Source organism: Pseudomonas putida (genome assembly GCF_050989985.1).
Lineage (GTDB): Bacteria > Pseudomonadota > Gammaproteobacteria > Pseudomonadales > Pseudomonadaceae > Aquipseudomonas > Aquipseudomonas putida_AI.
The window spans coordinates 6324220-6346929 of record NZ_CP158815.1; the positions used below are offsets into that span (position 1 = coordinate 6324220).

The following is a 22710-nucleotide window of genomic DNA, read 5'->3' on the forward strand; positions in this document are numbered from 1 at the left end:
CCCAAATCAGTAGGCTCAATTCGAAAGGACCCACATGTAACCTTCAGGGAATCGAATATGTTGAAACCTACAGTCGGCCCGATCATCGGCCATACGACGACGCACCAAACCCGCATATTTTTGCGCGGAGGCTGGCACAAAGACGCCGAGGTATACACCGCGATTCGCTATCGAAGAGCCGGCGAAGAACACTGGGGCAAAGGCACTTTTAGCCCGCTGACAAAAACCTGCGACGGCGCCGCAGTGATCGCCCTCCAGGACCTTGCCGCCGATACCGAATACGAATACCAGGCCGGCTGGTTCAAATCGTTGAACACGACGCCTACCGAAAAACCATTGCCGGACAGGCCGCTGCAATGGCCCCCGACCCTCTACCGTTTTCGCACTCAATCCAGCGAAACCACTATCCCGCGGGCCTACATCGTCGGCTCGTGCCGCTACTTGCAAATGACGGCCGGTGTGCCATGGGCTCCCTACCTGGGTGACCGGATCTTCGCTTCAATCAACAACCTGGCCCGGCACGCCACACCGCCGATCAGCGCCGTGCTGATGACCGGTGACCAGGTTTATGTCGATGACTTGAACTTCATCGCTCCCGATCGGGAGTACGACGACATACTGGCCAAATATCGCGCGGCGTTTTCACAGCCGCACATTGCAACCCTGATGTCCGGCACGCCGACCTACATGATCCTCGACGACCATGAAATCGAGGACAACTGGCCGGCCAACAAAAACAAGGGCGATGAGCATCTCTACAACAACGCCATGAAGGCTTATGAGCTGTATCAAGCCAGCCACGGCCCCGCCTGCCCGCTGGACGGATTCGGCCGGCCAATGGCCCGATACTGGTATCAATTCAGCCATGGCGATATCGAATGGTTCGTTACCGACAGTCGCACCCGACGCAATCTCGCAACCAACGACCGGCGCATCCTTGATATCGAACAGGAACAGGCTTTGTGCGACTGGCTGATCAACAGCCAGGCAAGGGTCAAATTCGTCGTCACCAGCGTGATGTTCTACCCCGATCGCATACGCCTGGGTGATGACGCCTGGAAAGCCTTTCCCGCCCAACGCCTGCGACTACTGGAAGCCATCCGGACTCACAAAATCAGGAACGTCATCTTTGTGTCCGGCGACGTCCACGGCTCATTGACCAGCCGCCTGACCCACAGCAAAGACCCGGACTTCGAAGTCCATACCATCGTGTCCTCGCCCCTGTGCAACAGCAAACTGCTGCCGTATGCCAAAGCCTCCACATTCATTCTTGATCAACCGCTGGCCCGAACCGTCGCCGGGGATTATCGACATGAACTTACAGGCGGGGTGATCAGCCAGGACAACTTCGCGCACGTGATAGTCGATACCCGGCAGATTCATGTGCGATATCACGATCGCAATGGCAAGCTGCTGCAATCGACAAGAATTCACTTGCGTTGAAAAGCAAAGATCGCAGCCTTCGACAGCTCCTACAGACGTACGCTTAACCCTGTAGGAGCTGCCGAAGGCTGCGATCTTTCATTAAATAGCCTTACTTTTGGCTTTAATTGAAGAAAACTTCATTGCTGCCGACATATTCTTATAGCACTTGGCCTTCATCTCTCTTGTCAGTCGGTAGCGCAATGATGCAACCTTGCCGCTGGCAACAGTAAGAGGGCGCGAGCCCGGCGCGTTCAGCAAATTCGAAGCGAGTTTTCCTTCATATGAAAAGCCAACCCGATGCCGCCAGCCGAATGGTGGCCGAGGTAGTGACGCAGTTGCCTGTGCCCTCGCGGCTCGGCATGCTGCGTTTCGAGCGGCTGAATGAACCAAGCTGGGCGCTGCTGTTTCTTGATCCCAATTGCGAACGACAGTTCGGCTTGCCAGCCGTGGAACTCTGCGCCCTGGTCGGCTCGCCCTACGCCAGCCTGATGGAGCCTGAAGCGCGCTATCAGTTGCACGACGCCATTCAGCTGCAACTGAGCGAAGGCTCGCACTATCTGATCCGCTACACCCTGCACACGGCCTCCGGCTCGCTGAACCTGCTGGAGCTGGGCGAAGCCTACAAACAACACAATCGACACCTGTTGCGCGGCTACCTGCTGGTCATCGACGGCTTGTTCGAGGACGACCCGCTACTGCCCGCCCTCGATCTGGAAACCCAGAACTCGCGCCTGCAAATCGCCCTGGAGCTCAACCAGCGCGCCCAGCAGGAACAATTGCAGCATCTGGACCGGGTGCGTGCCCAGCAGGACCTGATCCTGCTGCTGACCCGCCAACGCTACACCAGCAATAACTCCCTGCAAGAAGCCGCCGAACTGATCACCCGTAGCGCCTGCGAGATCTACGAAATCGACTGCGCCAGCCTGTGGAACCTCGAAGGCCCGATGCTCGTGCCGATCTCGGCCTTCCATCGCGCGAGCCAGGAATACCTGTTGCCGCAGCCGATCGACGTCAGCGGTTTTCCCGACTACCTCGACGCCTTGCACACCGGCCGGGCCATCGACGCCCATAACGCCATGCGCGACCCACGGACCCGGGAAATCGCCGAAGCCCTGCGCCCTCGCGACGTCAACGCCATGCTCGACGCCAGCATCCGCGTCGATGGCCAGGTGGTCGGCGTACTGTGCCTTGAGCAGACCGGCGCCACCCGCGCCTGGCAATCGGATGAAATCGCTTTCGCCGGCGAACTGGCCGACCAGTTCGCCCAGGTCATCAGCAACCACAACCGACGCACCGCCACCAGCGCCCTGCACCTGTTCCAGCGTGCAGTCGAGCAAAGCGCCAACGCCTTTCTGCTGGTCAACTGCGATGGCGTGGTGGAATACGTCAACCCGAGCTTCACCGCGATCACCCAGTACAGCACCGAAGAAGTCCACGGCCAGCGCCTGTCGGAACTGCCGGCCCTGGAGAACCTCAGTGAATTGTTGTTCGACGCGCCTTCGGCGCTGGCCAAGAGCAACAGCTGGCAGGGCGAATTCAAGAGCCGCCGAAAAAACCTCGAACCCTACTGGGGCCAGTTGTCGATCTCCAAGGTCTACGGCGACAACCGCGAACTGACCCACTACATCGGCATCTACGAAGACATCACCCATACCAAGCTCGCGCAGCAACGCATCGAGCGTCTGGCCTACACCGACAACCTGACCAACCTGGGCAACCGTCCGGCGTTCATCCGCAACCTCGACGAACGCTTTGCCCGGGACAGCGATGCGCCAATCAGCCTGCTGCTGGTGGACATCGACAACTTCAAGCGAATCAACGACAGCCTCGGCCACCAGACCGGCGACAAGCTGCTGATCAGCCTGGCCCGACGCTTGCGCAACAGCCTGAGCCCGAGCGGCAGCCTGGCCCGCTTCGCCAGTAACGAGTTTGCGGTGCTGCTGGACAACACCGACCTGCACACCGGCCAGCAGGTCGCCAGCCAGTTGCTGACCACCCTCGACAAACCGATGTTCGTCGACAACCAGTTGATCAGCGTGACCGGTTCCGTGGGCCTGGCCTGCGCCCCGCTGCATGGCCGCGACCCGCAGACCCTGATGCGCAACGCCGGCCTGGCACTGCACAAGGCCAAGGCCAACGGCAAACATCAGGTGCAGGTCTTTACCGAAGCGCTGAACGCCGAGGCCAGTTACAAGCTGTTCGTCGAGAACAACCTGCGCCGCGCCCTGACCCAGAACGAACTGGATGTGTTCTACCAACCCAAGCTCTGCCTGCGCAGCGGCCGCCTGCTGGGTATGGAAGCATTGTTGCGCTGGGATCATCCGGAAAAGGGCATGATCCGCCCGGACCAGTTCATCAGCGTCGCCGAAGAAACCGGCCTGATCATTCCGATCGGCAAATGGATCGCCCGCCAGGCGTGCCGCATGAGCAAGGCACTGACCGCCGCCGGGCTGGGCAATCTGCAAGTGGCGATCAACCTGTCGCCCAAGCAGTTCTCCGACCCGGACCTGGTGGCCTCCATCACCAACATCCTCAAGGAAGAAGCCCTGCCGGCGCACCTGCTGGAGCTTGAACTGACGGAAGGCCTGCTGCTCGAAGCCACCGAAGACACCCACCTGCAACTCGACCAGCTCAAGCGCCTGGGCCTGACCCTGGCAATGGACGATTTCGGCACCGGTTACTCGTCGCTCAGTTACTTGAAAAAATTCCCCATCGACATCATTAAGATCGACCGAAGCTTCATCCACGAAATCCCGGACAACCAGGACGACATGGAAATCACCTCCGCGGTGATCGCCATGGCCCACAACCTGAAACTCAAGGTCGTGGCTGAAGGTATCGAAACCGCCGAGCAACTGTCCTTCCTGCGTCGCCACCGCTGTGACGTCGGCCAGGGCTACCTGTTCGACCAACCGATCCCGGGCTCCGATCTGATCGAGAAACTCAAGCGCTACCCGCGCGGCCCGATCGCCTGATTGAAATAACCCTGTGGGAGCGAGCCTGCTCGCGATAGCGGTGTATCTGCCAAATTGATGTTGGATGTGCCGTCGTCTTCGCGAGCAGGCCCGCCCCCACAGGGATAGTGCTTAACTCGCCGGCATTCGGCACACTGATAGTCTGTCTATTTACATCCATCCTGACTGAGGACTGATAATGGTTCTGCGCTCGGAAATTCTGGTGAACAAAAACGTGCTCCCTACCAAAGAACAAGCTCTGCCTGGCCGCGAAACCCCGATGGTCCTGCCCGAAAAACACTTCGTTTTCGAAGATACCCCGCTGCTGGGCCCCTTCTTTCAGGACGTCGATTTCGCCATCTTCGGCCTGGGCTGCTTCTGGGGTGCCGAGCGACGTTTCTGGCAGCGTGAAGGCGTGGTCAGCACCGTGGTCGGCTACGCCGGCGGCTTTACCCCGAACCCGACCTACGAAGAAGTCTGCTCGGGCCTGACCGGCCACGCGGAAGTGGTGCTGGTGGTGTATGACAAGGACAAAGTCAGCTACGACGAGCTGTTGAAGATGTTCTGGGAACTGCACAACCCGACCCAGGGCATGCGCCAGGGCAACGACATCGGCACTCAGTATCGCTCGACCATCTACTGCACCAGCCCAGAGCACCTGGATAAGGCCCTGGCCAGCAAGCAGGCGTTCCAGGCCGAACTGAGCAAGTCCGGTTTCGGCGAGATCACCACCGAAGTCGATCAGGCACCGACCGTGTACTTTGCCGAGGCTTATCACCAGCAATACCTGGCCAAGAACCCGGAAGGCTACTGCGGGATTGGCGGCACCGGTGTGACCTGCCCTATCTGATTGGTCAATAAAAAACTGTAGGAGCGAGCTTGCTCGCGAGAAACCTGAGAACACCACGGTGAATCAGGTTTCCCGCGTTATCGTTCACGACCATCGCGAGCAAGCTCGCTCCTACAGAATCAACTCTCGGCGATCAACCAATCCATCTTCCAGCTACCCTGGGTCTGCCCAAGCTTTTCGGACAACCACGGCAGCAACTCACGCAATTCTTCCTCCAGCCCCCACGGCGGATTGGCAATCGCCAGACCGGAACCGTTCAGGCTGTTTGGCGTATCCAGCGGATGCACCAGCAACTCCACGCGCAACAACTTCGGCGCACCGGTACCAGCCAGGTCCTGATAGAAGCGACGCAACGCACGCTGATCCTTCACCGGGTACCAGATCGCCGCAACGGTCTGGCGCATCCGGCCAATCGCTTCCTTCATCGCCAGCGCGCAACGCTGCATCTCGTCGAGCTTTTCGAACGGCGGGTCGATCAGCATCACCGCGCGCTTTTCCGGTACCGGCAGCAAGGCTCGCGGCACATGCCAGCCTTCGCCCAGGTGCACCTTCACCCGACGATCACCGGCCATGTTCTCCTTGAGCAACAGGCCGTCCTCGGGGTGCTTCTCGTTGATCAGCACGCGGTCCTGCGGGCGGGTCAGGCGCCGCGCCAGCTCAGGCGAGCCCGGGTAATAGCGCAACTGGCCATCCGGGTTCATCTCGTGCAGCACCTGCATGTAGTCGGCGGTCAGGATCGGCAGATCCGGCTGATCCCACAAGCGCGCGATGCCTTCCAGGTACTCACCGGTACGACTGGCCTGATCGCCCTGCAGGTCATACAGACCAATGCCGGCGTGGGTATCGAGATAGGCGAACGGCTGCTCCTTGCGCGACATCAGGGCGATGAGGCGGGTCAAGGTCAGGTGTTTGAACACATCGGCGTGATTGCCGGCGTGGAAGGCGTGACGATAGTTCATGGTTGCTCCTGCGAAGGCCGGGAAGTTTACCTTCTAGCGGCCCGCAAGTCAGGGGTTCACGGCTGAGCGGCCTCTGCGAAGCCAATTTGGCAAACACCCTGCCCCGCTATAGGAACGAGCCTCCATGGCAAGCCCCACCAAAAGGTGCAACCTCCTTCAGAGCAAGGGTGCCCTTGGGAAAAAAGATGCAAAACCTGTGTTTTTTGCTCCTTTTTGGCTCAATTAAAGCCATTTTTAGAAGTAAATGCATTAAGCAGGCAGCCCATGCCCTGCATGAATTCAATTCCCGACGAGGCGCTGAATATTCCCGCAAAAAAAGGGTTGCACCCGGTTGCACCTCTGTCGATGCACGGCTAATCTTGCCGCCAGCTGATGCCACGCCGTCGTGGCAAACATGAGGACAAAAAACATGGCTACCACCACCCTCGGGGTCAAACTCGACGACCCGACCCGCGAACGCCTCAAGGCCGCCGCGACCTCGATTGATCGCACGCCGCACTGGCTGATCAAGCAGGCAATTTTCAATTACCTGGAAAAACTCGAGGGTGGTGCAACCCTGACCGAGCTGAACGGCTTGGCAACCGCCGTGGCTGACGACGCCGGCGAAGTCCACGTCGATCACGCCCACCAGTGCTTCCTCGAATTCGCCGAAAGCATCCTGCCGCAATCGGTGCTGCGCGCCTCGATTACCGCCGCTTACCGCCGCCCTGAGCCGGAAGTGGTGCCGATGCTGATCGAGCAAGCTCGCCTGCCGGCGCCGATGGCCGAGGCCACCAACAAGCTCGCCGCTTCCATTGCCGAAAAACTGCGTAACCAGAAGAGTGCCGGCGGCCGTGCCGGTATTGTTCAGGGCCTGCTGCAGGAATTTTCCCTGTCGTCCCAGGAAGGCGTGGCGCTGATGTGCCTGGCCGAAGCGCTTCTGCGCATCCCGGACAAAGGCACCCGTGACGCGCTGATCCGCGACAAGATCAGCACCGGCAACTGGCAGCCGCACCTGGGCAACAGCCCTTCGCTGTTCGTCAACGCCGCCACCTGGGGCCTGCTGCTGACCGGCAAGCTGGTGTCCACCCACAACGAAGCTGGCCTGACTTCGTCCCTGAGCCGCATCATCGGCAAGAGCGGCGAGCCGATGATCCGCAAGGGCGTCGACATGGCGATGCGCCTGATGGGCGAGCAGTTCGTCACCGGTGAAACCATCGCCGAAGCCCTGGCCAACGCGAGCAAGTTCGAAGCCAAGGGCTTCCGCTACTCCTACGACATGCTCGGTGAAGCGGCGCTGACCGAACACGACGCGCAGAAGTACCTGGCCTCGTACGAACAAGCCATCCACTCGATCGGCAAAGCCTCCCACGGCCGTGGGATTTATGAAGGCCCGGGCATTTCGATCAAGCTGTCCGCCCTGCACCCGCGCTACAGCCGCGCCCAGTACGAGCGCGTGATGGACGAGCTGTACCCGCGCCTGCTGTCGCTGACCCTGCTGGCCAAGCAATACGACATCGGCCTGAACATCGACGCCGAAGAAGCCGATCGCCTCGAGCTGTCGCTGGATCTGCTGGAGCGCCTGTGCTTCGAGCCGCAACTGACCGGCTGGAACGGCATCGGTTTCGTGATCCAGGCGTACCAGAAGCGCTGCCCGTACGTGATCGACTACGTGATCGACCTGGCTCGCCGCAGCCGTCATCGCCTGATGATCCGCCTGGTGAAAGGCGCGTACTGGGACAGCGAAATCAAGCGCGCCCAGGTCGAAGGCCTGGAAGGCTATCCGGTCTACACCCGCAAGGTGTACACCGACGTGTCGTACATCGCCTGCGCACGCAAGCTGCTGTCGGTGCCGGAAGTCATCTACCCGCAGTTCGCCACGCACAACGCCCACACCCTGTCGGCCATCTACCACATCGCCGGTCAGAACTATTACCCGGGCCAGTACGAGTTCCAGTGCCTGCACGGCATGGGTGAACCACTGTACGAACAGGTCGTGGGCAAAATTTCCGAAGGCAAGCTGAACCGTCCGTGCCGCGTGTACGCTCCGGTCGGCACTCACGAAACCCTGCTGGCGTACCTGGTGCGTCGACTGCTGGAAAACGGCGCGAACACTTCGTTCGTCAACCGCATTGCCGACCAGTCGATCTCGATCCAGGAACTGGTGGCCGATCCGGTGGCGAGCATCGAGAAGATGGCGACCGTGGAAGGCGGCTTCGGCCTGCCGCACCCGCGCATTCCATTGCCGCGCGACCTGTATGGCGCCGAGCGCGCCAACTCCAGCGGCATCGATATGGCCAACGAACATCGCCTGGCCTCCTTGTCCTGCGCCCTGCTGGCCACTGCGCACAACCACTGGAAAGCCGCGCCGATGCTCGGTTGCGCCTCCAGCACTGAAACCCCGGTGCCGGTGCTCAACCCATCCGATCTGCGGGATGTGGTTGGCCACGTGCAGGAAGCCACCGTCGATGACGTCGACAACGCCATTCAATGCGCCCTGAACGCCGCACCGATCTGGCAGGCCACCCCGCCCGCCGAGCGCGCCGCGATTCTGGAGCGTGCCGCCGACCTGATGGAAGGCGAGATCCAGCCGCTGATGGGCCTGCTGGCTCGCGAAGCCGGCAAGACCTTCGCCAACGCCATCGCCGAAGTGCGCGAAGCCGTGGACTTCCTGCGTTACTACGCGGTGCAGGCACGCAACGACTTCACCAATGACGCCCACCGCCCATTGGGTCCGGTGGTGTGCATCAGCCCGTGGAACTTCCCGCTGGCGATCTTCAGTGGCCAGGTTGCCGCCGCACTGGCCGCCGGTAACCCGGTACTGGCCAAACCTGCGGAACAGACTCCGCTGGTCGCTGCCCAGGCCGTGCGCCTGCTGCTCGAAGCCGGCATTCCGGAAGGCGTGCTGCAACTGCTGCCGGGCCGTGGCGAAACTGTCGGTGCCGGCCTGGTCGGCGACGATCGCGTCAAAGGCGTGATATTCACCGGCTCCACCGAAGTCGCTCGCCTGCTGCAACGTAACATCGCCGGTCGCCTGGACAGCCAGGGCCGTCCGATTCCGCTGATCGCCGAAACCGGTGGCCAGAACGCGATGATCGTCGACTCTTCGGCGCTGACCGAACAAGTGGTCATCGACGTCGTGTCCTCGGCCTTCGACAGCGCCGGCCAGCGTTGCTCGGCCCTGCGCGTGCTGTGCCTGCAGGAAGATTCCGCCGACCGCGTCATCGAAATGCTCAAGGGCGCCATGGCTGAAAGCCGTCTCGGTAATCCTGAGCGCCTGTCCGTGGACATCGGCCCGGTGATCGACGCCGAAGCCAAGGCTGGCATCGAGAAACACATCCAGGCCATGCGCGACAAAGGTCGCAGCGTGTACCAGGTGGCCATCGCCGACGCCGAGGAAGTCAAACGCGGCACCTTCGTGATGCCGACACTGATCGAACTGGAAAGCTTCGACGAGCTGCAGCGGGAGATCTTCGGCCCGGTGCTGCACGTGGTTCGCTACAAGCGCAAGGACATCGACCAGTTGATCGCTCAGATCAATGCATCCGGCTACGGCCTGACCCTGGGCGTGCACACTCGCATCGACGAGACCATCGCCAAGGTGATCGACACCGTCAACGCCGGTAACGTCTACGTCAACCGCAACATCGTCGGCGCCGTGGTCGGTGTGCAGCCGTTTGGCGGCGAAGGCCTGTCGGGTACCGGTCCGAAGGCCGGTGGTCCGCTGTACCTGTACCGCCTGCTGTCGACTCGCCCTACAGACGCGATCGAACAATCCTTCGCCCGCGCCGATGCCGCCACGGCACCGGACGTGCGCCTGCGTGACGCCATGAGCAAGCCGCTGACCGCCCTCAAAGCCTGGGCCGACAGCAACAAGTTCGCCGACCTGAGCGCCCTGTGCGTGCAGTTCGCCGCGCAATCGCAAAGCGGTATCACCCGCGTCCTGGCCGGCCCGACCGGCGAGCGCAACAGCTATGCGATCCTGCCGCGTGAACACGTGCTGTGCCTGGCGGAAGTCGAAGGCGACCTGCTGACGCAACTGGCAGCGGTCCTGGCCGTCGGCGGTTCGGCGGTGTGGCCGGAAACCGAACTGGGCAAGGCACTGTTCGCACGTCTGCCGAAGGACATTCAGGCGCGCATCAAGCTGGTAGCCGACTGGAACAAGGAAGAAGTGGTGTTTGATGCGGTTCTGCATCATGGCCATTCCGATCAGTTGCGTGCGGTCTGCCAGCAAGTGGCCAAGCGCGCCGGCGCCATCGTGGGTGTGCAGGGTCTGTCCCAGGGCGAATCCAACATTGCGCTGGAGCGTCTGGTGATCGAACGGGCGTTGAGCGTCAACACCGCGGCAGCGGGTGGTAATGCCAGTCTGATGACGATCGGTTAAACCGACAAGCCGGGCTGCCGCAATGGCCACCCGGTACGCAATACCCTGTGGGAGCGAGCCTGCTCGCGATAGCGGTCTTTCAGTCACATCTGTTTTGGATGTGCCGCCGTCATCGCGAGCAGGCTCGCTCCCACAGTTGTTTGTGATGCCTGCTAAGTCGTCGCTCTGCCCCACCATCACGCAGATCAATCATCCTGTTCAACCACTATTCCCCCACCTAGACTCGGCCCATCCCAATAAAAGGTAGGCCGCCATGTCCGAGACGTTGCTCAGTTCCCGCAATCTGGCTTTCGAGCTGTATGAAGTCCTCGATGCCGAGGGCCTGACCCAGCGTGAGCGTTTCGCCGAGCACAACCGCGAAACCTTCGATGCCGCCCTCGGCACCGCCCGCAGCATCGCCGAGAAGTTCTTCGCACCGCACAACCGCAAGGGTGACGAGAACGAGCCTCGCTACGAGGACGGCCGGGCGATTCTGATTCCGGAAGTGAAACCGGCGGTGGACGCCTTTCTTGAAGCCGGTTTCCTCAACGCCGCGCGCAGTTTCGACGCCGGCGGCATGCAACTTCCTACGCTGCTGTCCCAGGCCTGCTTCGCCCACTTCCAATCGGCCAACGCGGCATCGACTTCGTACCCGTTCCTGACCATGGGCGCAGCCAACCTGATCGAAAGCTTCGGCACCGAAGAGCAGAAACGCCGTTTCCTGCAACCGATGATCGACGGCCGCTTCTTCGGCACCATGGCCCTGACCGAACCCCACGCAGGTTCGTCGCTGTCGGATATTCGTACACGGGCCGAGCCTGCTTCCGACGGTACCTATCGCCTCAAGGGCAACAAGATCTTCATTTCCGGCGGCGATCACCCGTTGTCGGAAAACATCGTGCACATGGTGCTCGCCAAGCTGCCGGACGCGCCCGCCGGGGTGAAGGGCATCTCGCTGTTTATCGTGCCCAAGTTCCTGGTCAACGATGACGGTAGCCTGGGCAAGCGCAACGACGTATTGCTGGCCGGCCTGTTCCACAAGATGGGCTGGCGCGGCACCACCTCCACCGCACTGAATTTCGGCGATAACGGTGACTGTGTCGGTTATCTGGTGGGCAAGCCGCACCACGGCTTGAGCTACATGTTCCAGATGATGAACGAAGCGCGGATCGGCGTCGGCATGGGCGCGGTGATGCTCGGTTACGCGGGCTATCTGTATTCACTGGAGTACGCCCGTGAGCGTCCGCAGGGCCGCTTGCCCGACAGCAAGGACCCGAACACCGCACCGGTGGCGATCATTGCGCACGCCGACGTCAAACGCATGCTGCTGACCCAGAAGGCTTACGTCGAAGGCTCCTTCGATCTGGGGCTGTACGCCGCGCGACTGTTCGACGACACCACCACCCTGGAAACTGAAGCCGAACGCAAACAGGCCCACGAGCTGCTGGATTTGCTGACGCCAATCGTCAAATCCTGGCCGTCGGAGTTCTGCCTGAGGGCCAACGAACTGGCGATCCAGATCCTCGGCGGCCATGGCTACACCCGCGAATACCCGGTAGAACAGTACTACCGCGACAACCGCCTGAACCCGATCCACGAAGGCACCCACGGCATCCAGTCGCTGGACCTGCTGGGGCGCAAACTGGCGCAGAACGGCGGTGCCGGGCTCAAGCAACTGATCCGCCTGATCGCCGACACCGCCGAGCGCGCGCAAGCGTTCGAGTCACTGTCGCCGCTGCGTGAACCACTGGAGAAGCTGGTCGCCCGCTTGCAAACCGTGACCATCGGCCTGCTGACGGACATGGCCCAGGGCAAGGTCAACACCAGCCTGGCGAATTCGGCGCTGTACCTGAAAGTGTTCGGCCACACCGTGATTGGCTGGCGCTGGCTGGAACAGGCGATTCGCGCCGAGGAAGGGTTGGCCAAGGGTAATTCGGCAGATGCGGGCTTCTATAAGGGCAAGCTGCAGGCGGCACGGTATTTCCTGACCTGGGAAATTCCGGGTTGCCACCATGAGCTGGCGATTCTTGAGGCGCGGGATGATGTGTGTTTGAACATGCAGGATGAGTGGTTCTGATCCTGCATTTGTGGCGTAGCTGAATCCAATCGCGAGCAGGCTCGCTCCCACAAGGGAATGCATTCCAACTGTGGGAGCGAGCCTGCTCGCGATGGCGTCAGCGAAAAATATGCATCAACCCAGCTTGAACCCACCCATCTGCCGCGCCAAATCATCCGCCAACCGCTGCAACGTCTGGCAATCCTCACGACATGCCCTGACCTCCCCCGCCGTCGCCCGCGCCAGATCGGAAATCCCCTGAACGTTGCGGTTGATCTCCTCGGTCACCGCCGACTGCTCTTCGGTTGCCGTCGCCACCTGATGGTTCATATCGCTGATGCGCTCGACCTGCCCGGTAATCGCGGTCAACGACGCCCCGGTGCGCTGGCTCGACTCGACACCGGTTCCGGTGGCCGCCTGCCCGCTGTGCATCGACGACACAGCGTTCTCCGCGCCCTGCTTGAGGCTGCCGATCATTTGCTGGATCTCGTCGGTGGACGATTGCGTGCGTCGGGCCAGGGTCCGAACTTCATCGGCCACCACGGCAAACCCGCGCCCCATGTCCCCGGCCCGGGCCGCTTCGATAGCCGCGTTCAGTGCCAGCAGGTTGGTCTGTTCGGAGATCCCGCGAATCACCGCCAGCACCTGATCGATCGACGCCACCTGATCCGCCAGCTCGCCCACGGCGCTGGCGGCGACGCCGATTTCGCTGGACATGCTTTCGATATGACGGATAGAGCCGCCGACAACTTCCCGCGCCTGCATGGCTTCATCCCGGGCATTTTGCGAAGCCACTGCCGCATTGCCGGCGTTTTGCGCAATTTCCTGCACCGTCAGGCCCATTTCGTGGACAGCGGTGGCAACCATGTCGGTCATTTCCTGCTGACGCCCGGAACGCTCGGCGGTGTTATCCACCACCTTGGCCACCTGGCCGACCGCCGTGCGCAGGCGTTCGCTGGTGGTCAACACTTCGCCGATCATGTCGCGCTGACTGTCGAGGAAGCGGTTGAAGCCTCGCGCAAGATCGCCCAACTCATCGGCGCGGCTGGAATCCAACCGCTGGGTCAAATCTCCACCACCGCTACCGATGGCTACCAGCGCTGCTGTTACCTGACGAATCGGTCGCACCAGCCCACGGGCCAGCAACACCACCAGCAACAGGCACACCAGCGCTACCGCCAGACCAATGCCGCTACTCATCCACATCGCGCGTCGCGCTTCGGCGTAGATCTGCGACTGTGGCACTTCGGCCACCAGCGTCCAGCCCAGATCCCGCAGCGGCAGACTCAATGCGAGAAAATCTTCGCCATCACGAACGAAGCTGGTGGCGACGGCTTTTTGACCCATGACCGCTTGGGCCGCCGAGGCGCCAATTTGCTCGGCCAACGTACGTTTACCGCTAAATTGCGCCTCCGGATGCACCTGGATCAAACCGTCGGAACGCACGAGATAGACCTTGCCGCGTGCTCCGAAACTGAAGTTGTGGATCAGCTCCGACAGCTCTTTCATGCTCAGGCCAAGCCCCGCCACGCCCACGATTTTGCCGGCCTGCTCGACCTTGAGGTCGATGAACAGCGCCAATTCTCCGGTGGCCGTGTCGTTGTCGATATTGAGGGTGCGTGGCTGGTTGCTGTCGAGGAACGAGTAGAACCAGGTGTCCTTGGGATTGGAACGGCTCAGGGTCCGGTCCAGGCCTTTTTCCGTGTAGTAGTGGTTCGACGCGGTGCCGATAATCAGCGCGGTAAACGCCTTGTGTTCGCCGCGGATACCTTCCAGATACTCCACGAACGCAGGGGTTTTGCTGCCGTCTTCGCCGCTGGCAAGCCAGTCGCGCACCATGCTGTTGTTGGCGATATCCCTGGCGGCGGTGAGAGGCTGGACGAGGATGCGCTCGATGTCGTTGCGCATCGCTTCGATGCTCGACGGCAGCGCTTGTTCGACCAGATAGCTCTGGGCGAGGCGGTTGACCACGAGGGTATAAATGCCAACCACGATCAGCACGCTGACCAGCAGGGCGGTGCCCATGCTCAAGATCAACTGCCATTGAATACTGCGTCGCCAGAACTGCATGGAGCACCCCCAAAGAATAAGAGGCTGAAACACTGCAACAGCCATGCCGATCGTATACAACTCGTTCGACAATTTATTCTTTGGTTGTGCGCAAAGCCGATCAGGCCTGATTGATCGTCTTGGAAATCACTTCAACCGTGGCGCTGACTTGCTCTTGGTAACGGTCGAGTTCGAGCTTGTGCTGCTTTTGCATTTCGATCTGCTTGGAACACAGGTTCATCGCGGCCAGCACCAGCAGTCGGTCACCGATCAGGGCCGGGTACTTCTTTTTGGTCTCGGCCAGGGCCGCCTTGAGCATCAACGCCGCGTCGAGCAGCGTCTGCTCTTCACCTTCGGGTGCCTTGATCGAATAGTCCTCTCCCAGGATCGAGACGACCTTTACTCCTGCACCGTAACTCATGCGCTGACAGGGCCTGCGCTGACACGCTCAACCAGGGCCTGGATGCGCGCGGCGGTGGCGCCTTGTTTCTCTTCCTGCTCCATCAGGCTCAGTTGCAGGCTTTCGTTTTCATCCTTGGCCTGGGCCAGTTCTGCGCTCAGGGCTTGGTTGGTGCCGAGCAGCGTCTGGTTCTGCTGCACAAGGTCGCTGACCAGTTGTTCCAATTGGCTTAGGGATGCTTCCAACATTTTGATTTTCCAGGCATTTTCAAAGGGCGCGTACGATAAAGAAAAGTCTCTGTGGATGCCAGGGTTAAACAGGCGCAAAGCCTTGATTTTGCTGGCGAGTGACCTTTCTCGCGAACTTTAGAGACTGTGATTGGCCGATCTGGTTCCTGCACTTCGTCGCCCGCCCTTTGTGGGAGCGAGCTTGATCGCGATGGTGGCATGGGCACCGCGTTTATTCAGGTAGCCCTCGTCATCGTTGACGACCATCGCGAGCAGGCTCGCTCCTACAGTTAGGGCAAGGCCTCAAGACTTCGTGCGCATGACCGATAAGTCATCCATCCAGCCGCCTCAACTGCGCACGTATGCGCCCTTTCCGGTAACCGCCATGTCCCTTCGCAATATGAATATCGCCCCTCGGGCGTTCCTCAGTTTCGCCCTGATCGGTGGCTTGATGATGGTTCTGGGGGTGTTTGCCTTGAACCAGATGAGCAAGATCCGTGGCGCGGCCGAAAACATCACCAATAACAGCGTGCCGAGCATCAAGAGCCTCGACGACTTCACCCAGCTGACCCTGCGCCTGCGCGTGCTGTCCTACCGCTTGCTGGTGAACCGCGAACCGGATGTCCAGCAGAAGACCATGGACCTGCTGGAACAACGCAACCAGCAGATCCGCGTCGCCCAGGCCACCTACGAAAAACTGATCGCCAACCCGCAGGAACGCGCGATCTACGACCAGTATGTGCAGCTGCTGGGGCAATACCGCCAGATCGAAGACCGGATGAAGACCTTGTCACGCAACAATCAGGTCGATGAACTGCGCGGCCTGCTCAACACCGAGCTGCTGAACAACTCCGAAGCGATCAATGCGGTGCTGGCCAAGTTGCTGGACATCAACACCCAGCAGAGCCTCGACACCAATCAGCAAGCCGCCGACCAGTACGGCATGGCGTTCAATCTGGTCGTCCTGATGCTGGTAATCGCCACGGCCCTGACCCTTCTGTTCGCCTGGCTGCTGACCAACAGCATCACCAAGCCGATTGCCGCTGCCTTGAATGCCGCCGAGCAAATCGCCGAAGGCAACCTGACGCGCCCGATTGCCGTCGATGGCGAGGACGAAGCGGGTCGTCTGCTGCTGGCGATGTCGAAGATGCAGGACAAGCTGCGCGACACCCTGCAGCGGATTTCCGGCTCGGCCACTCAGCTGGCGTCTGCCGCCGAAGAGCTCAACAGCGTGACCGACGAAAGCGCCCGGGGCCTGACGCAGCAGAACAACGAAATCGAACAGGCCGCCACGGCGGTCAACGAAATGACCAGCGCCGTGGAAGAAGTCGCGCGCAATGCGGTGAGCACCTCCGAAGCGTCGAAAAACGCCACCTCTTCCGCTGGTGACGGACGCGATCTGGTGCAGGAAACCGTCAGCGCCATCGAACGCATGAGCGCCGACGTGCAAAGCACTGCGACACTGATCAGCGATCTGGCCAATGAGTCCCGGGATATCGGCAAGGTACTGGACGTGATTCGCGGCCTGGCCGACCAGACCAACCTGCTGGCACTGAACGCCGCCATCGAAGCCGCCCGCGCCGGTGAAGCCGGTCGCGGCTTTGCGGTGGTGGCGGACGAGGTGCGCGCCCTTGCACATCGCACCCAGCAGTCGACCAGTGAAATCGAACGCATGATCGGCAGCATCCAGAGCGGCACCGAGCATGCAGTGGATTCGATGCGCAACAGCACCGAGCGCGCCGAGTCGACCTTGAACATCGCCCGTGGTGCCGGGATGTCGCTGGACACCATCAACAGTGCCATCGTCGAAATCAACGAGCGCAACCTGGTGATCGCCAGCGCCGCCGAAGAGCAGGCACAAGTGGCCCGCGAAGTGGACCGCAACCTGGTGAACATTCGTGATCTGTCGGTGCAATCGGCCACCGGCGCCAACCAGACCAGCGCGGCCAGCAATGAGCTGTCGCGGCTGGCGGTGGACCTGAACACCATGGTTGGGCGGTTTAGCCTGTAGCCTTATACGGGATCGTTCCCACGCTCCGCGTGGGAATGCAGCCCGGGACGCTCTGCGTCCCATCCGTGTCAGACTGGTAATCGGCATCGGGGCTGGAACGCGGAGCGTCCCTTGAGGCATTCCCACGCAGAGCGTGGGAACGATCTGGCAAAGAAGCGCGCAAAAAGCTTTTTGACAGCATCACATTTCAAAAGGTTAGAATCGCTGGCACGCAGACTGCATGGTCAGTTTGTGCCCGCCTTTCAGCTTTCTGGAGTACTGCCTTTGAATGCGACGACCATCAACAGCCTGTTCTTGATCGGCGCGTTGCTGGTAGGTGCGAGCATTCTGGTGAGCTCACTTTCATCGCGCCTGGGTATCCCGATTCTGGTGATCATCCTGGCCGTAGGCATGGCCGCCGGTGTCGATGGTGGCGGCATCATCTTCAACAACTACCCCACGGCCTATCTGGTCGGCAACCTGGCACTGGCGGTGATCCTGCTCGATGGTGGCTTGCGCACCCGGGTGTCGAGTTTCCGGGTGGCGCTATGGCCCGCCTTGTCGCTGGCCACGGTCGGGGTATTGATTACTACCGGGTTGACCGGCATGGCCGCGGCCTGGCTGTTCGATCTGAACCTGATCCAGGGCTTGCTGATCGGCGCCATCGTCGGCTCCACCGATGCGGCGGCGGTGTTCTCGCTGCTGGGCGGCAAAGGCCTGAACGAACGGGTCACGGCGAGCCTGGAAATCGAATCCGGCAGCAACGATCCGATGGCGGTGTTCCTCACCGTGACCCTGATCGACATGCTCGCCAGCGGCCAGACCGGCCTGCACTGGAGCCTGTTGACCCACCTGCTGCGCGAGTTCGGCATCGGCAGCGTCATCGGCCTGGGCGGCGGCTGGCTCATGCTGCAACTGGTCAACCGCATCAACCTGGCCACCGGCCTTTATCCGATCCTGGTCATCGCCGGCGGACTGCTGGTATTTGCCCTGACCAACGCCCTGCACGGCAGCGGCTTCCTGGCGGTGTACCTGTGCGGCCTGGTGATCGGCAACCGTCCGGTGCGCAGTCGCCACGGCATCCTGCACATGCTCGACGGCATGGCCTGGCTGGCGCAGATCGGCATGTTCCTGGTGCTGGGCCTTCTGGTCACGCCCCATGACCTGCTACCGATTGCCCTGCCGGCGCTGGCTCTGGCGCTGTGGATGATCCTGTTTGCCCGGCCGCTTTCCGTGCTGGTCGGCCTGCTGCCGTTCAAGGCGTTCCACGGTCGCGAGAAGGCCTTTATCTCCTGGGTCGGCCTGCGCGGCGCGGTACCGATCATTCTGGCGGTGTTCCCGTTGATGGCGGGCCTGCCCAACGCCCAGCTCTATTTCAACCTCGCCTTCTTTATCGTTCTGGTGTCGCTGCTGGTGCAGGGCACGAGCCTGCCGTGGATCGCCAAGCTGCTGAAAGTGACGGTGCCACCGGAGCCCGCCCCCATCTCTCGCTCGGCGCTGGAAGTGCACGTCACCAGCGAATGGGAGCTGTTCGTCTATCGCCTCGGCGCTGAAAAATGGTGCATCGGCTCGCACCTTCGTGAGCTGAAAATGCCCGACGGCACCCGGATCGCCGCCCTGTTTCGTGGCGAACAACTGCTCCATCCGTCGGGTAGTACGGTGCTGGAAGTCGACGATTTGCTCTGCGTAATCGGCCACGAACACAACCTGCCGGCCCTCGGAAAACTCTTCAGCCAGGCACCGCAACGGGGCCTCGATTTGCGCTTCTTCGGCGACTTCGTACTCGAAGGAGACGCCCAGCTGGCCGCGGTTGCCGCCCTGTACGGGTTGAAAGTCGAAGGCATCGATCCGGACATGTCCCTGGCCCGCTTCATCGCCCAGAAAGTGGGGGGTGCACCGGTGGTCGGCGACCAGGTGGAATGGAACAACACCATCTGGACCGTCGCGGTCATGGACGGGAACAAGATCGGCAAAGTGGGCGTCAGATTCCCCGAAGGAAGTCGCCCGGGTCCCGGCCTCTTCCTCTAAACTCCACTCTTCGCCTCGTACTTTGATCGGTCTTTATGTCAAGTCTGCGCACCTTTTTCGCCCTGGTCCTGTTGGGCCTGAGTCTCTCCGTCGGCACGCTGCAAGCCGCCGAACCGCCCACCCGCGAATCCGTGCAGACGAGTCTGGACAAGATCGCCGACCGCAAACTGCCGGAGGCCGACCAGAAGGCCTTGCAGTCAGTCCTGCAGGGCACGCTGACCCAGCTCAACAGTCGCCGCGACTACGAGCAGAAACTCAACGATCTCAAGCAGCAGCTGGCGACCGCGCCCAAGCAGACCGTCGAGAACCAGCGCGAGCTGACGCGTCTCAAGGCCAGCGCGGTGGTGCCGGTTGCGCAACGCTATACCAAGGAGTCGATTCAGCAGCTTGAGCAAATGCTCACCGAGCGCGCGACCCAGCAAGCCGACCTGCAAAAGGCCCTGTCAGACGCCAACAGCCTGATCATTACCGCCCAGACGCGCCCCGAGCGGGCACAGGCCGAGATCGCCAGCAGCCAGACGCGCATCCAGCAGATCAACAACATTCTCAAGACCGGCAAGGACAGCGGAAAGACCCTGAGCGCCGAGCAGCGCGACCAGCTCAACGCCGAACTGGCCGCACTCAACGCCTTGATCCCCCTGCGTCGCCAGGAACTGGCCGGCAACACACAGCTGCAGGATTTGGGCAACAGCCAGCATGACTTGCTGTCGGAACGCTCCGACCGACTGGATCAGGAGATCCAGGAACTGCAAAACCTGATCAACCAGAAGCGCCTGGCACAGTCCCAGGAGACGGTGACTCAGCAGTCCATCGAAGCGCAAAAGGCCGGTGGCAGCAGCCTGCTGGCCACCGAAAGCGCCACCAACCTGAGGCTTTCCGATTACCTGCTCAAAAGCACGGACCGGCTCAACGAAGTCACCCAGAAGAATCTCTCGACCAAGCAGCAACTGGACAGCGTGACCCAGAGCGACGCAGCCCTGGACGAGCAGATCAACGTGCTTAAGGGCAGCCTGCTGCTCTCGAAGATTCTCTACAAACAGAAACAGGCCTTGCCACGGCTGAGGGTCGACCGAGACTTGGCCGACCAGATCGCCGACATTCGCCTGTATCAGTTCGAAGTCAGCCAGCAACGGGAGTTGCTCAGCAGTCCGGCCACTTACGTCGACAATCTGCTCTCGACCCAACCGCCCGAGCAAGTCACCCCGCAACTGCGCAAGAGCCTGCTGGAGCTGGCGACCACCCGCGCGGACCTGCTGGAGCGGCTCAATCGTGAACTGAGCGCCGTGCTCAACGAGTCCATCACCCTGCAACTGAACCAGAAACAGTTGCTGAGCACCGCGCAAAGCCTGCGGGCGACGCTCGATGAGCAGATGTTCTGGATCCCCAGCAACAAGCCGCTGGATCTGGAATGGGTACGTGGCGTGCCTGATCGCCTGATGCGCCAGCTCGACGCCCTTCCCCTGGCATCGAGCCTGAGTGAGCTGACTGATGGCCTGACCCAGCGCCCGCTACTGTTCTTGCCACTGGCATTGCTGATCGGTGCGCTGCTGTGGCGTCGCAAGCAGCTGTATGCGCGACTGAACAAGGTCCACCAGGACATCGGCCACTTCAAGCGCGACAGCCAGTGGCACACGCCGCAAGCGATTCTGATCAATATCTTGCTGGCGATGCCGGTGTCGCTGGGCCTGGGGCTGTGCGGCCTGGCCCTGCAAATCGACGCGCGCGGACAGAACGCCAACATGGGTGCGGCACTGATGCAAATGGCGGGGGCCTGGCTGGTGTTCTACACCGCCTACCGGGTCCTGGCGCCGGGCGGCGTGGCGGAGCTGCATTTCCGTTGGGAAAAGCCGCAGGTCGAATTCCTCCGCGGCTGGGTCCGCAGGCTTGGCATGGTGGTGATGGCGCTGGTCGCCGTCGTGGCGGTTGCCGAACTGCAGCCGGCAATACTGGCCGACGACGTACTGGGCATGCCGGTGGTGCTGATCTGCTATGCCTTGATGACCTGGTTGCTCAGCCGCCTGCTGCTCAGCAGCCCGACCCACGAACACGCCTCGCTGTTCCGCAAGGCCGTGGCCATCATGTTCACAGCCCTGCCGGTGGCGCTGTTCGTGGCCGTGTGCTTCGGCTACTACTACACCGCGCTGAAACTCAGCGACCGGTTGATCAACACCTTGTACCTGCTGATGTTCTGGATAGTGATCGAAGCCACCTTCGTGCGCGGCCTCAGTGTCGCGGCACGCCGCCTGGCCTACCAGCGCGCCCTGGCCAAACGCCAGGCCGCCAAGGAAGCGGGCGATGGCGAGGCGGTGATCGAAGAACCGAGCCTGGATATCGAGAAGGTCAACGAACAGTCCCTGCGCCTGATCCGCCTGGCCCTGCTCGGCGGCTTCATGGCGTTGCTGTACTGGGTCTGGGCCGACCTGATCACGGTGTTCTCGTACCTGGACAACGTCACCCTGTACGAATACACCAGCGGCACCGGCGCCAACATGAGCATGGTGCCGATCAGCATTGGCGACATGCTCGGCGCGCTGATCATTATCGGCATCACCTTCGCCCTGGCGCGCAACCTGCCGGGCCTGCTGGAAGTGTTCGTGCTGTCGAAGCTGGATCTGGCGCAAGGCAGCGCCTACGCCACCACAACGCTGCTGTCCTACGCCATTGCCGGCGTCGGTTTCGTCTCGACGCTGTCGACACTCGGCGTGAGCTGGGACAAGTTGCAGTGGCTGGTGGCGGCGCTGTCGGTAGGCCTGGGTTTCGGCATGCAGGAAATCTTCGCCAACTTCATCTCCGGCATCATGATCCTGTTCGAACGCCCGGTACGGATCGGCGACACCATCACCATCGGCAACCTGTCGGGCACGGTGAGCAAGATCCGCATCCGCGCCACGACCATCACCGATTTCGACCGCAAGGACATCATCGTCCCGAACAAGACGTTCATTACTGGGCAACTGATCAACTGGTCCCTGACCGACACCATCACCCGGGTAACGCTCAAGCTCGGGGTCGATTACGGTTCAGACCTGGACCTGGTCAAGGAATTGCTGCTCAAGGCCGCGCGGGAGAACCCGCGGGTGCTCAAGGAACCCGAGCCGCACGTGTACTTCCTGAACTTCGGTGAAAGCACCCTCGACCACGAGCTGCGCATGCATGTGCGCGACCTCGGCGACCGCAACCCGGTCATCGATGAGGTCAACCGCTTCATCAACCGCGAGTTCAAGAAGCAGCACATCAACATCTCGTTCCGGCAGATGGAGGTCTACCTCAAGAACCTGCACGGCCAGGAATACAAAATGGTGCCCATCGAGCCGGAAGCGAAAACCATCGTGCCACTCAACGATGACAAGCAACCGCCCCTGGCACCGCCTGCCGCCAAACTCGACTAACCGGCCATTCCCCAGCAGAATGCTCGGACATTCTGCTGGAG

General features: G+C 61.3%; 12 protein-coding genes and 1 pseudogene. 8 read left to right on the plus strand and 5 right to left on the minus strand.

Annotated elements, in window-relative coordinates; all coding sequences use genetic code 11:
• Positions 1–57: 57 nt before the first annotated feature.
• The 3 genes from ABTV29_RS28880 to msrA all read left to right on the plus strand — a co-directional run bounded on the left by ABTV29_RS28880 (position 58) and on the right by msrA (position 5229).
• Entirely contained in the window at positions 58–1443 is a 1386-nt protein-coding gene (locus ABTV29_RS28880; protein ID WP_433767932.1) for an alkaline phosphatase D family protein, read from the plus strand.
• Between the two features lie 263 nt (positions 1444–1706).
• Complete coding sequence (locus tag ABTV29_RS28885; RefSeq protein ID WP_433767933.1) at positions 1707–4400, plus strand: sensor domain-containing phosphodiesterase; 2694 nt, start codon at positions 1707–1709, stop codon at positions 4398–4400.
• 178 nt (positions 4401–4578) lie between these two features.
• Positions 4579–5229, plus strand: coding sequence for a peptide-methionine (S)-S-oxide reductase MsrA (gene msrA, locus ABTV29_RS28890; RefSeq protein WP_433767934.1), 651 nt, complete (start codon positions 4579–4581; stop codon positions 5227–5229).
• 119 nt (positions 5230–5348) lie between these two features.
• On the opposite strand, the gene ABTV29_RS28895 is transcribed toward msrA, so the two are convergent.
• Entirely contained in the window at positions 5349–6188 is an 840-nt protein-coding gene (locus ABTV29_RS28895; protein ID WP_433767935.1) for a 23S rRNA (adenine(2030)-N(6))-methyltransferase RlmJ, read from the minus strand.
• A gap of 409 nt (positions 6189–6597) precedes the next feature.
• On the opposite strand from ABTV29_RS28895, the gene putA reads away from it, so the two are divergent.
• Both putA and ABTV29_RS28905 read left to right on the plus strand, forming a co-directional pair.
• On the plus strand, positions 6598–10551 hold the full coding sequence (putA, locus tag ABTV29_RS28900; protein ID WP_433767936.1) for a trifunctional transcriptional regulator/proline dehydrogenase/L-glutamate gamma-semialdehyde dehydrogenase: 3954 nt from the start codon (positions 6598–6600) through the stop codon (positions 10549–10551).
• A gap of 253 nt (positions 10552–10804) precedes the next feature.
• Positions 10805–12607 (plus strand): acyl-CoA dehydrogenase, encoded by a 1803-nt coding sequence (locus ABTV29_RS28905; RefSeq protein ID WP_433767937.1) that lies wholly within the window; start codon positions 10805–10807, stop codon positions 12605–12607.
• 114 nt (positions 12608–12721) lie between these two features.
• Here ABTV29_RS28905 and ABTV29_RS28910 read toward each other — a convergent pair whose 3' ends face one another.
• The 4 genes and pseudogenes from ABTV29_RS28910 to ABTV29_RS28925 all read right to left on the minus strand — a co-directional run bounded on the left by ABTV29_RS28910 (position 12722) and on the right by ABTV29_RS28925 (position 15283).
• A complete protein-coding gene (locus ABTV29_RS28910) occupies positions 12722–13567 on the minus strand; it encodes a methyl-accepting chemotaxis protein (RefSeq protein WP_433772058.1) in 846 nt (281 codons plus the stop codon).
• Positions 13568–13633: 66 nt separating this feature from the next.
• A pseudogene (locus ABTV29_RS28915) lies at positions 13634–14701 on the minus strand (cache domain-containing protein); the annotation flags it as partial.
• Positions 14702–14756: 55 nt separating this feature from the next.
• Positions 14757–15056, minus strand: coding sequence for a cell division protein ZapA (locus ABTV29_RS28920; protein ID WP_433767938.1), 300 nt, complete (start codon positions 15054–15056; stop codon positions 14757–14759).
• Entirely contained in the window at positions 15053–15283 is a 231-nt protein-coding gene (locus ABTV29_RS28925) for a hypothetical protein (protein ID WP_056852308.1), read from the minus strand. Before ABTV29_RS28925 ends, ABTV29_RS28920 begins: the two co-directional genes overlap by 4 nt.
• A 364-nt stretch (positions 15284–15647) precedes the next feature.
• Between ABTV29_RS28925 and ABTV29_RS28930 the strand changes: the two genes are divergently transcribed.
• The 3 genes from ABTV29_RS28930 (at position 15648) to mscK (ending at position 22669) form a co-directional block, all read left to right on the plus strand.
• Positions 15648–17273 carry a methyl-accepting chemotaxis protein gene (locus ABTV29_RS28930; RefSeq protein ID WP_433767939.1) on the plus strand — a complete coding sequence of 542 codons (1626 nt, stop codon included), beginning with the start codon at positions 15648–15650 and terminating at the stop codon, positions 17271–17273.
• Positions 17274–17537: 264 nt separating this feature from the next.
• Positions 17538–19280: a potassium/proton antiporter gene (locus tag ABTV29_RS28935; protein ID WP_433767940.1), complete on the plus strand. Its 1743-nt coding sequence runs from the start codon at positions 17538–17540 to the stop codon at positions 19278–19280.
• A 35-nt stretch (positions 19281–19315) separates the two neighbouring features.
• A complete protein-coding gene (gene mscK, locus ABTV29_RS28940) occupies positions 19316–22669 on the plus strand; it encodes a mechanosensitive channel MscK (RefSeq protein ID WP_433767941.1) in 3354 nt (1117 codons plus the stop codon).
• Positions 22670–22710: the final 41 nt, after the last annotated feature.

Bases quoted from the DNA above. Each gene is read 5' to 3' on its own strand.
- ABTV29_RS28895 (WP_433767935.1), bottom strand. From the start codon at position 6,188: ATGAACTATCGTCACGCCTTCCACGCCGGCAATCACGCCGATGTGTTC.
- ABTV29_RS28925 (WP_056852308.1), bottom strand. From the start codon at position 15,283: ATGTTGGAAGCATCCCTAAGCCAATTGGAACAACTGGTCAGCGACCTT.
- ABTV29_RS28910 (WP_433772058.1), bottom strand. From the start codon at position 13,567: ATGATCGGCGAAGTGTTGACCACCAGCGAACGCCTGCGCACGGCGGTC.
- mscK (WP_433767941.1), top strand. From the start codon at position 19,316: ATGTCAAGTCTGCGCACCTTTTTCGCCCTGGTCCTGTTGGGCCTGAGT.
- putA (WP_433767936.1), top strand. From the start codon at position 6,598: ATGGCTACCACCACCCTCGGGGTCAAACTCGACGACCCGACCCGCGAA.
- ABTV29_RS28930 (WP_433767939.1), top strand. From the start codon at position 15,648: ATGTCCCTTCGCAATATGAATATCGCCCCTCGGGCGTTCCTCAGTTTC.
- msrA (WP_433767934.1), top strand. From the start codon at position 4,579: ATGGTTCTGCGCTCGGAAATTCTGGTGAACAAAAACGTGCTCCCTACC.
- ABTV29_RS28905 (WP_433767937.1), top strand. From the start codon at position 10,805: ATGTCCGAGACGTTGCTCAGTTCCCGCAATCTGGCTTTCGAGCTGTAT.
- ABTV29_RS28920 (WP_433767938.1), bottom strand. From the start codon at position 15,056: ATGAGTTACGGTGCAGGAGTAAAGGTCGTCTCGATCCTGGGAGAGGAC.
- ABTV29_RS28885 (WP_433767933.1), top strand. From the start codon at position 1,707: ATGAAAAGCCAACCCGATGCCGCCAGCCGAATGGTGGCCGAGGTAGTG.
- ABTV29_RS28880 (WP_433767932.1), top strand. From the start codon at position 58: ATGTTGAAACCTACAGTCGGCCCGATCATCGGCCATACGACGACGCAC.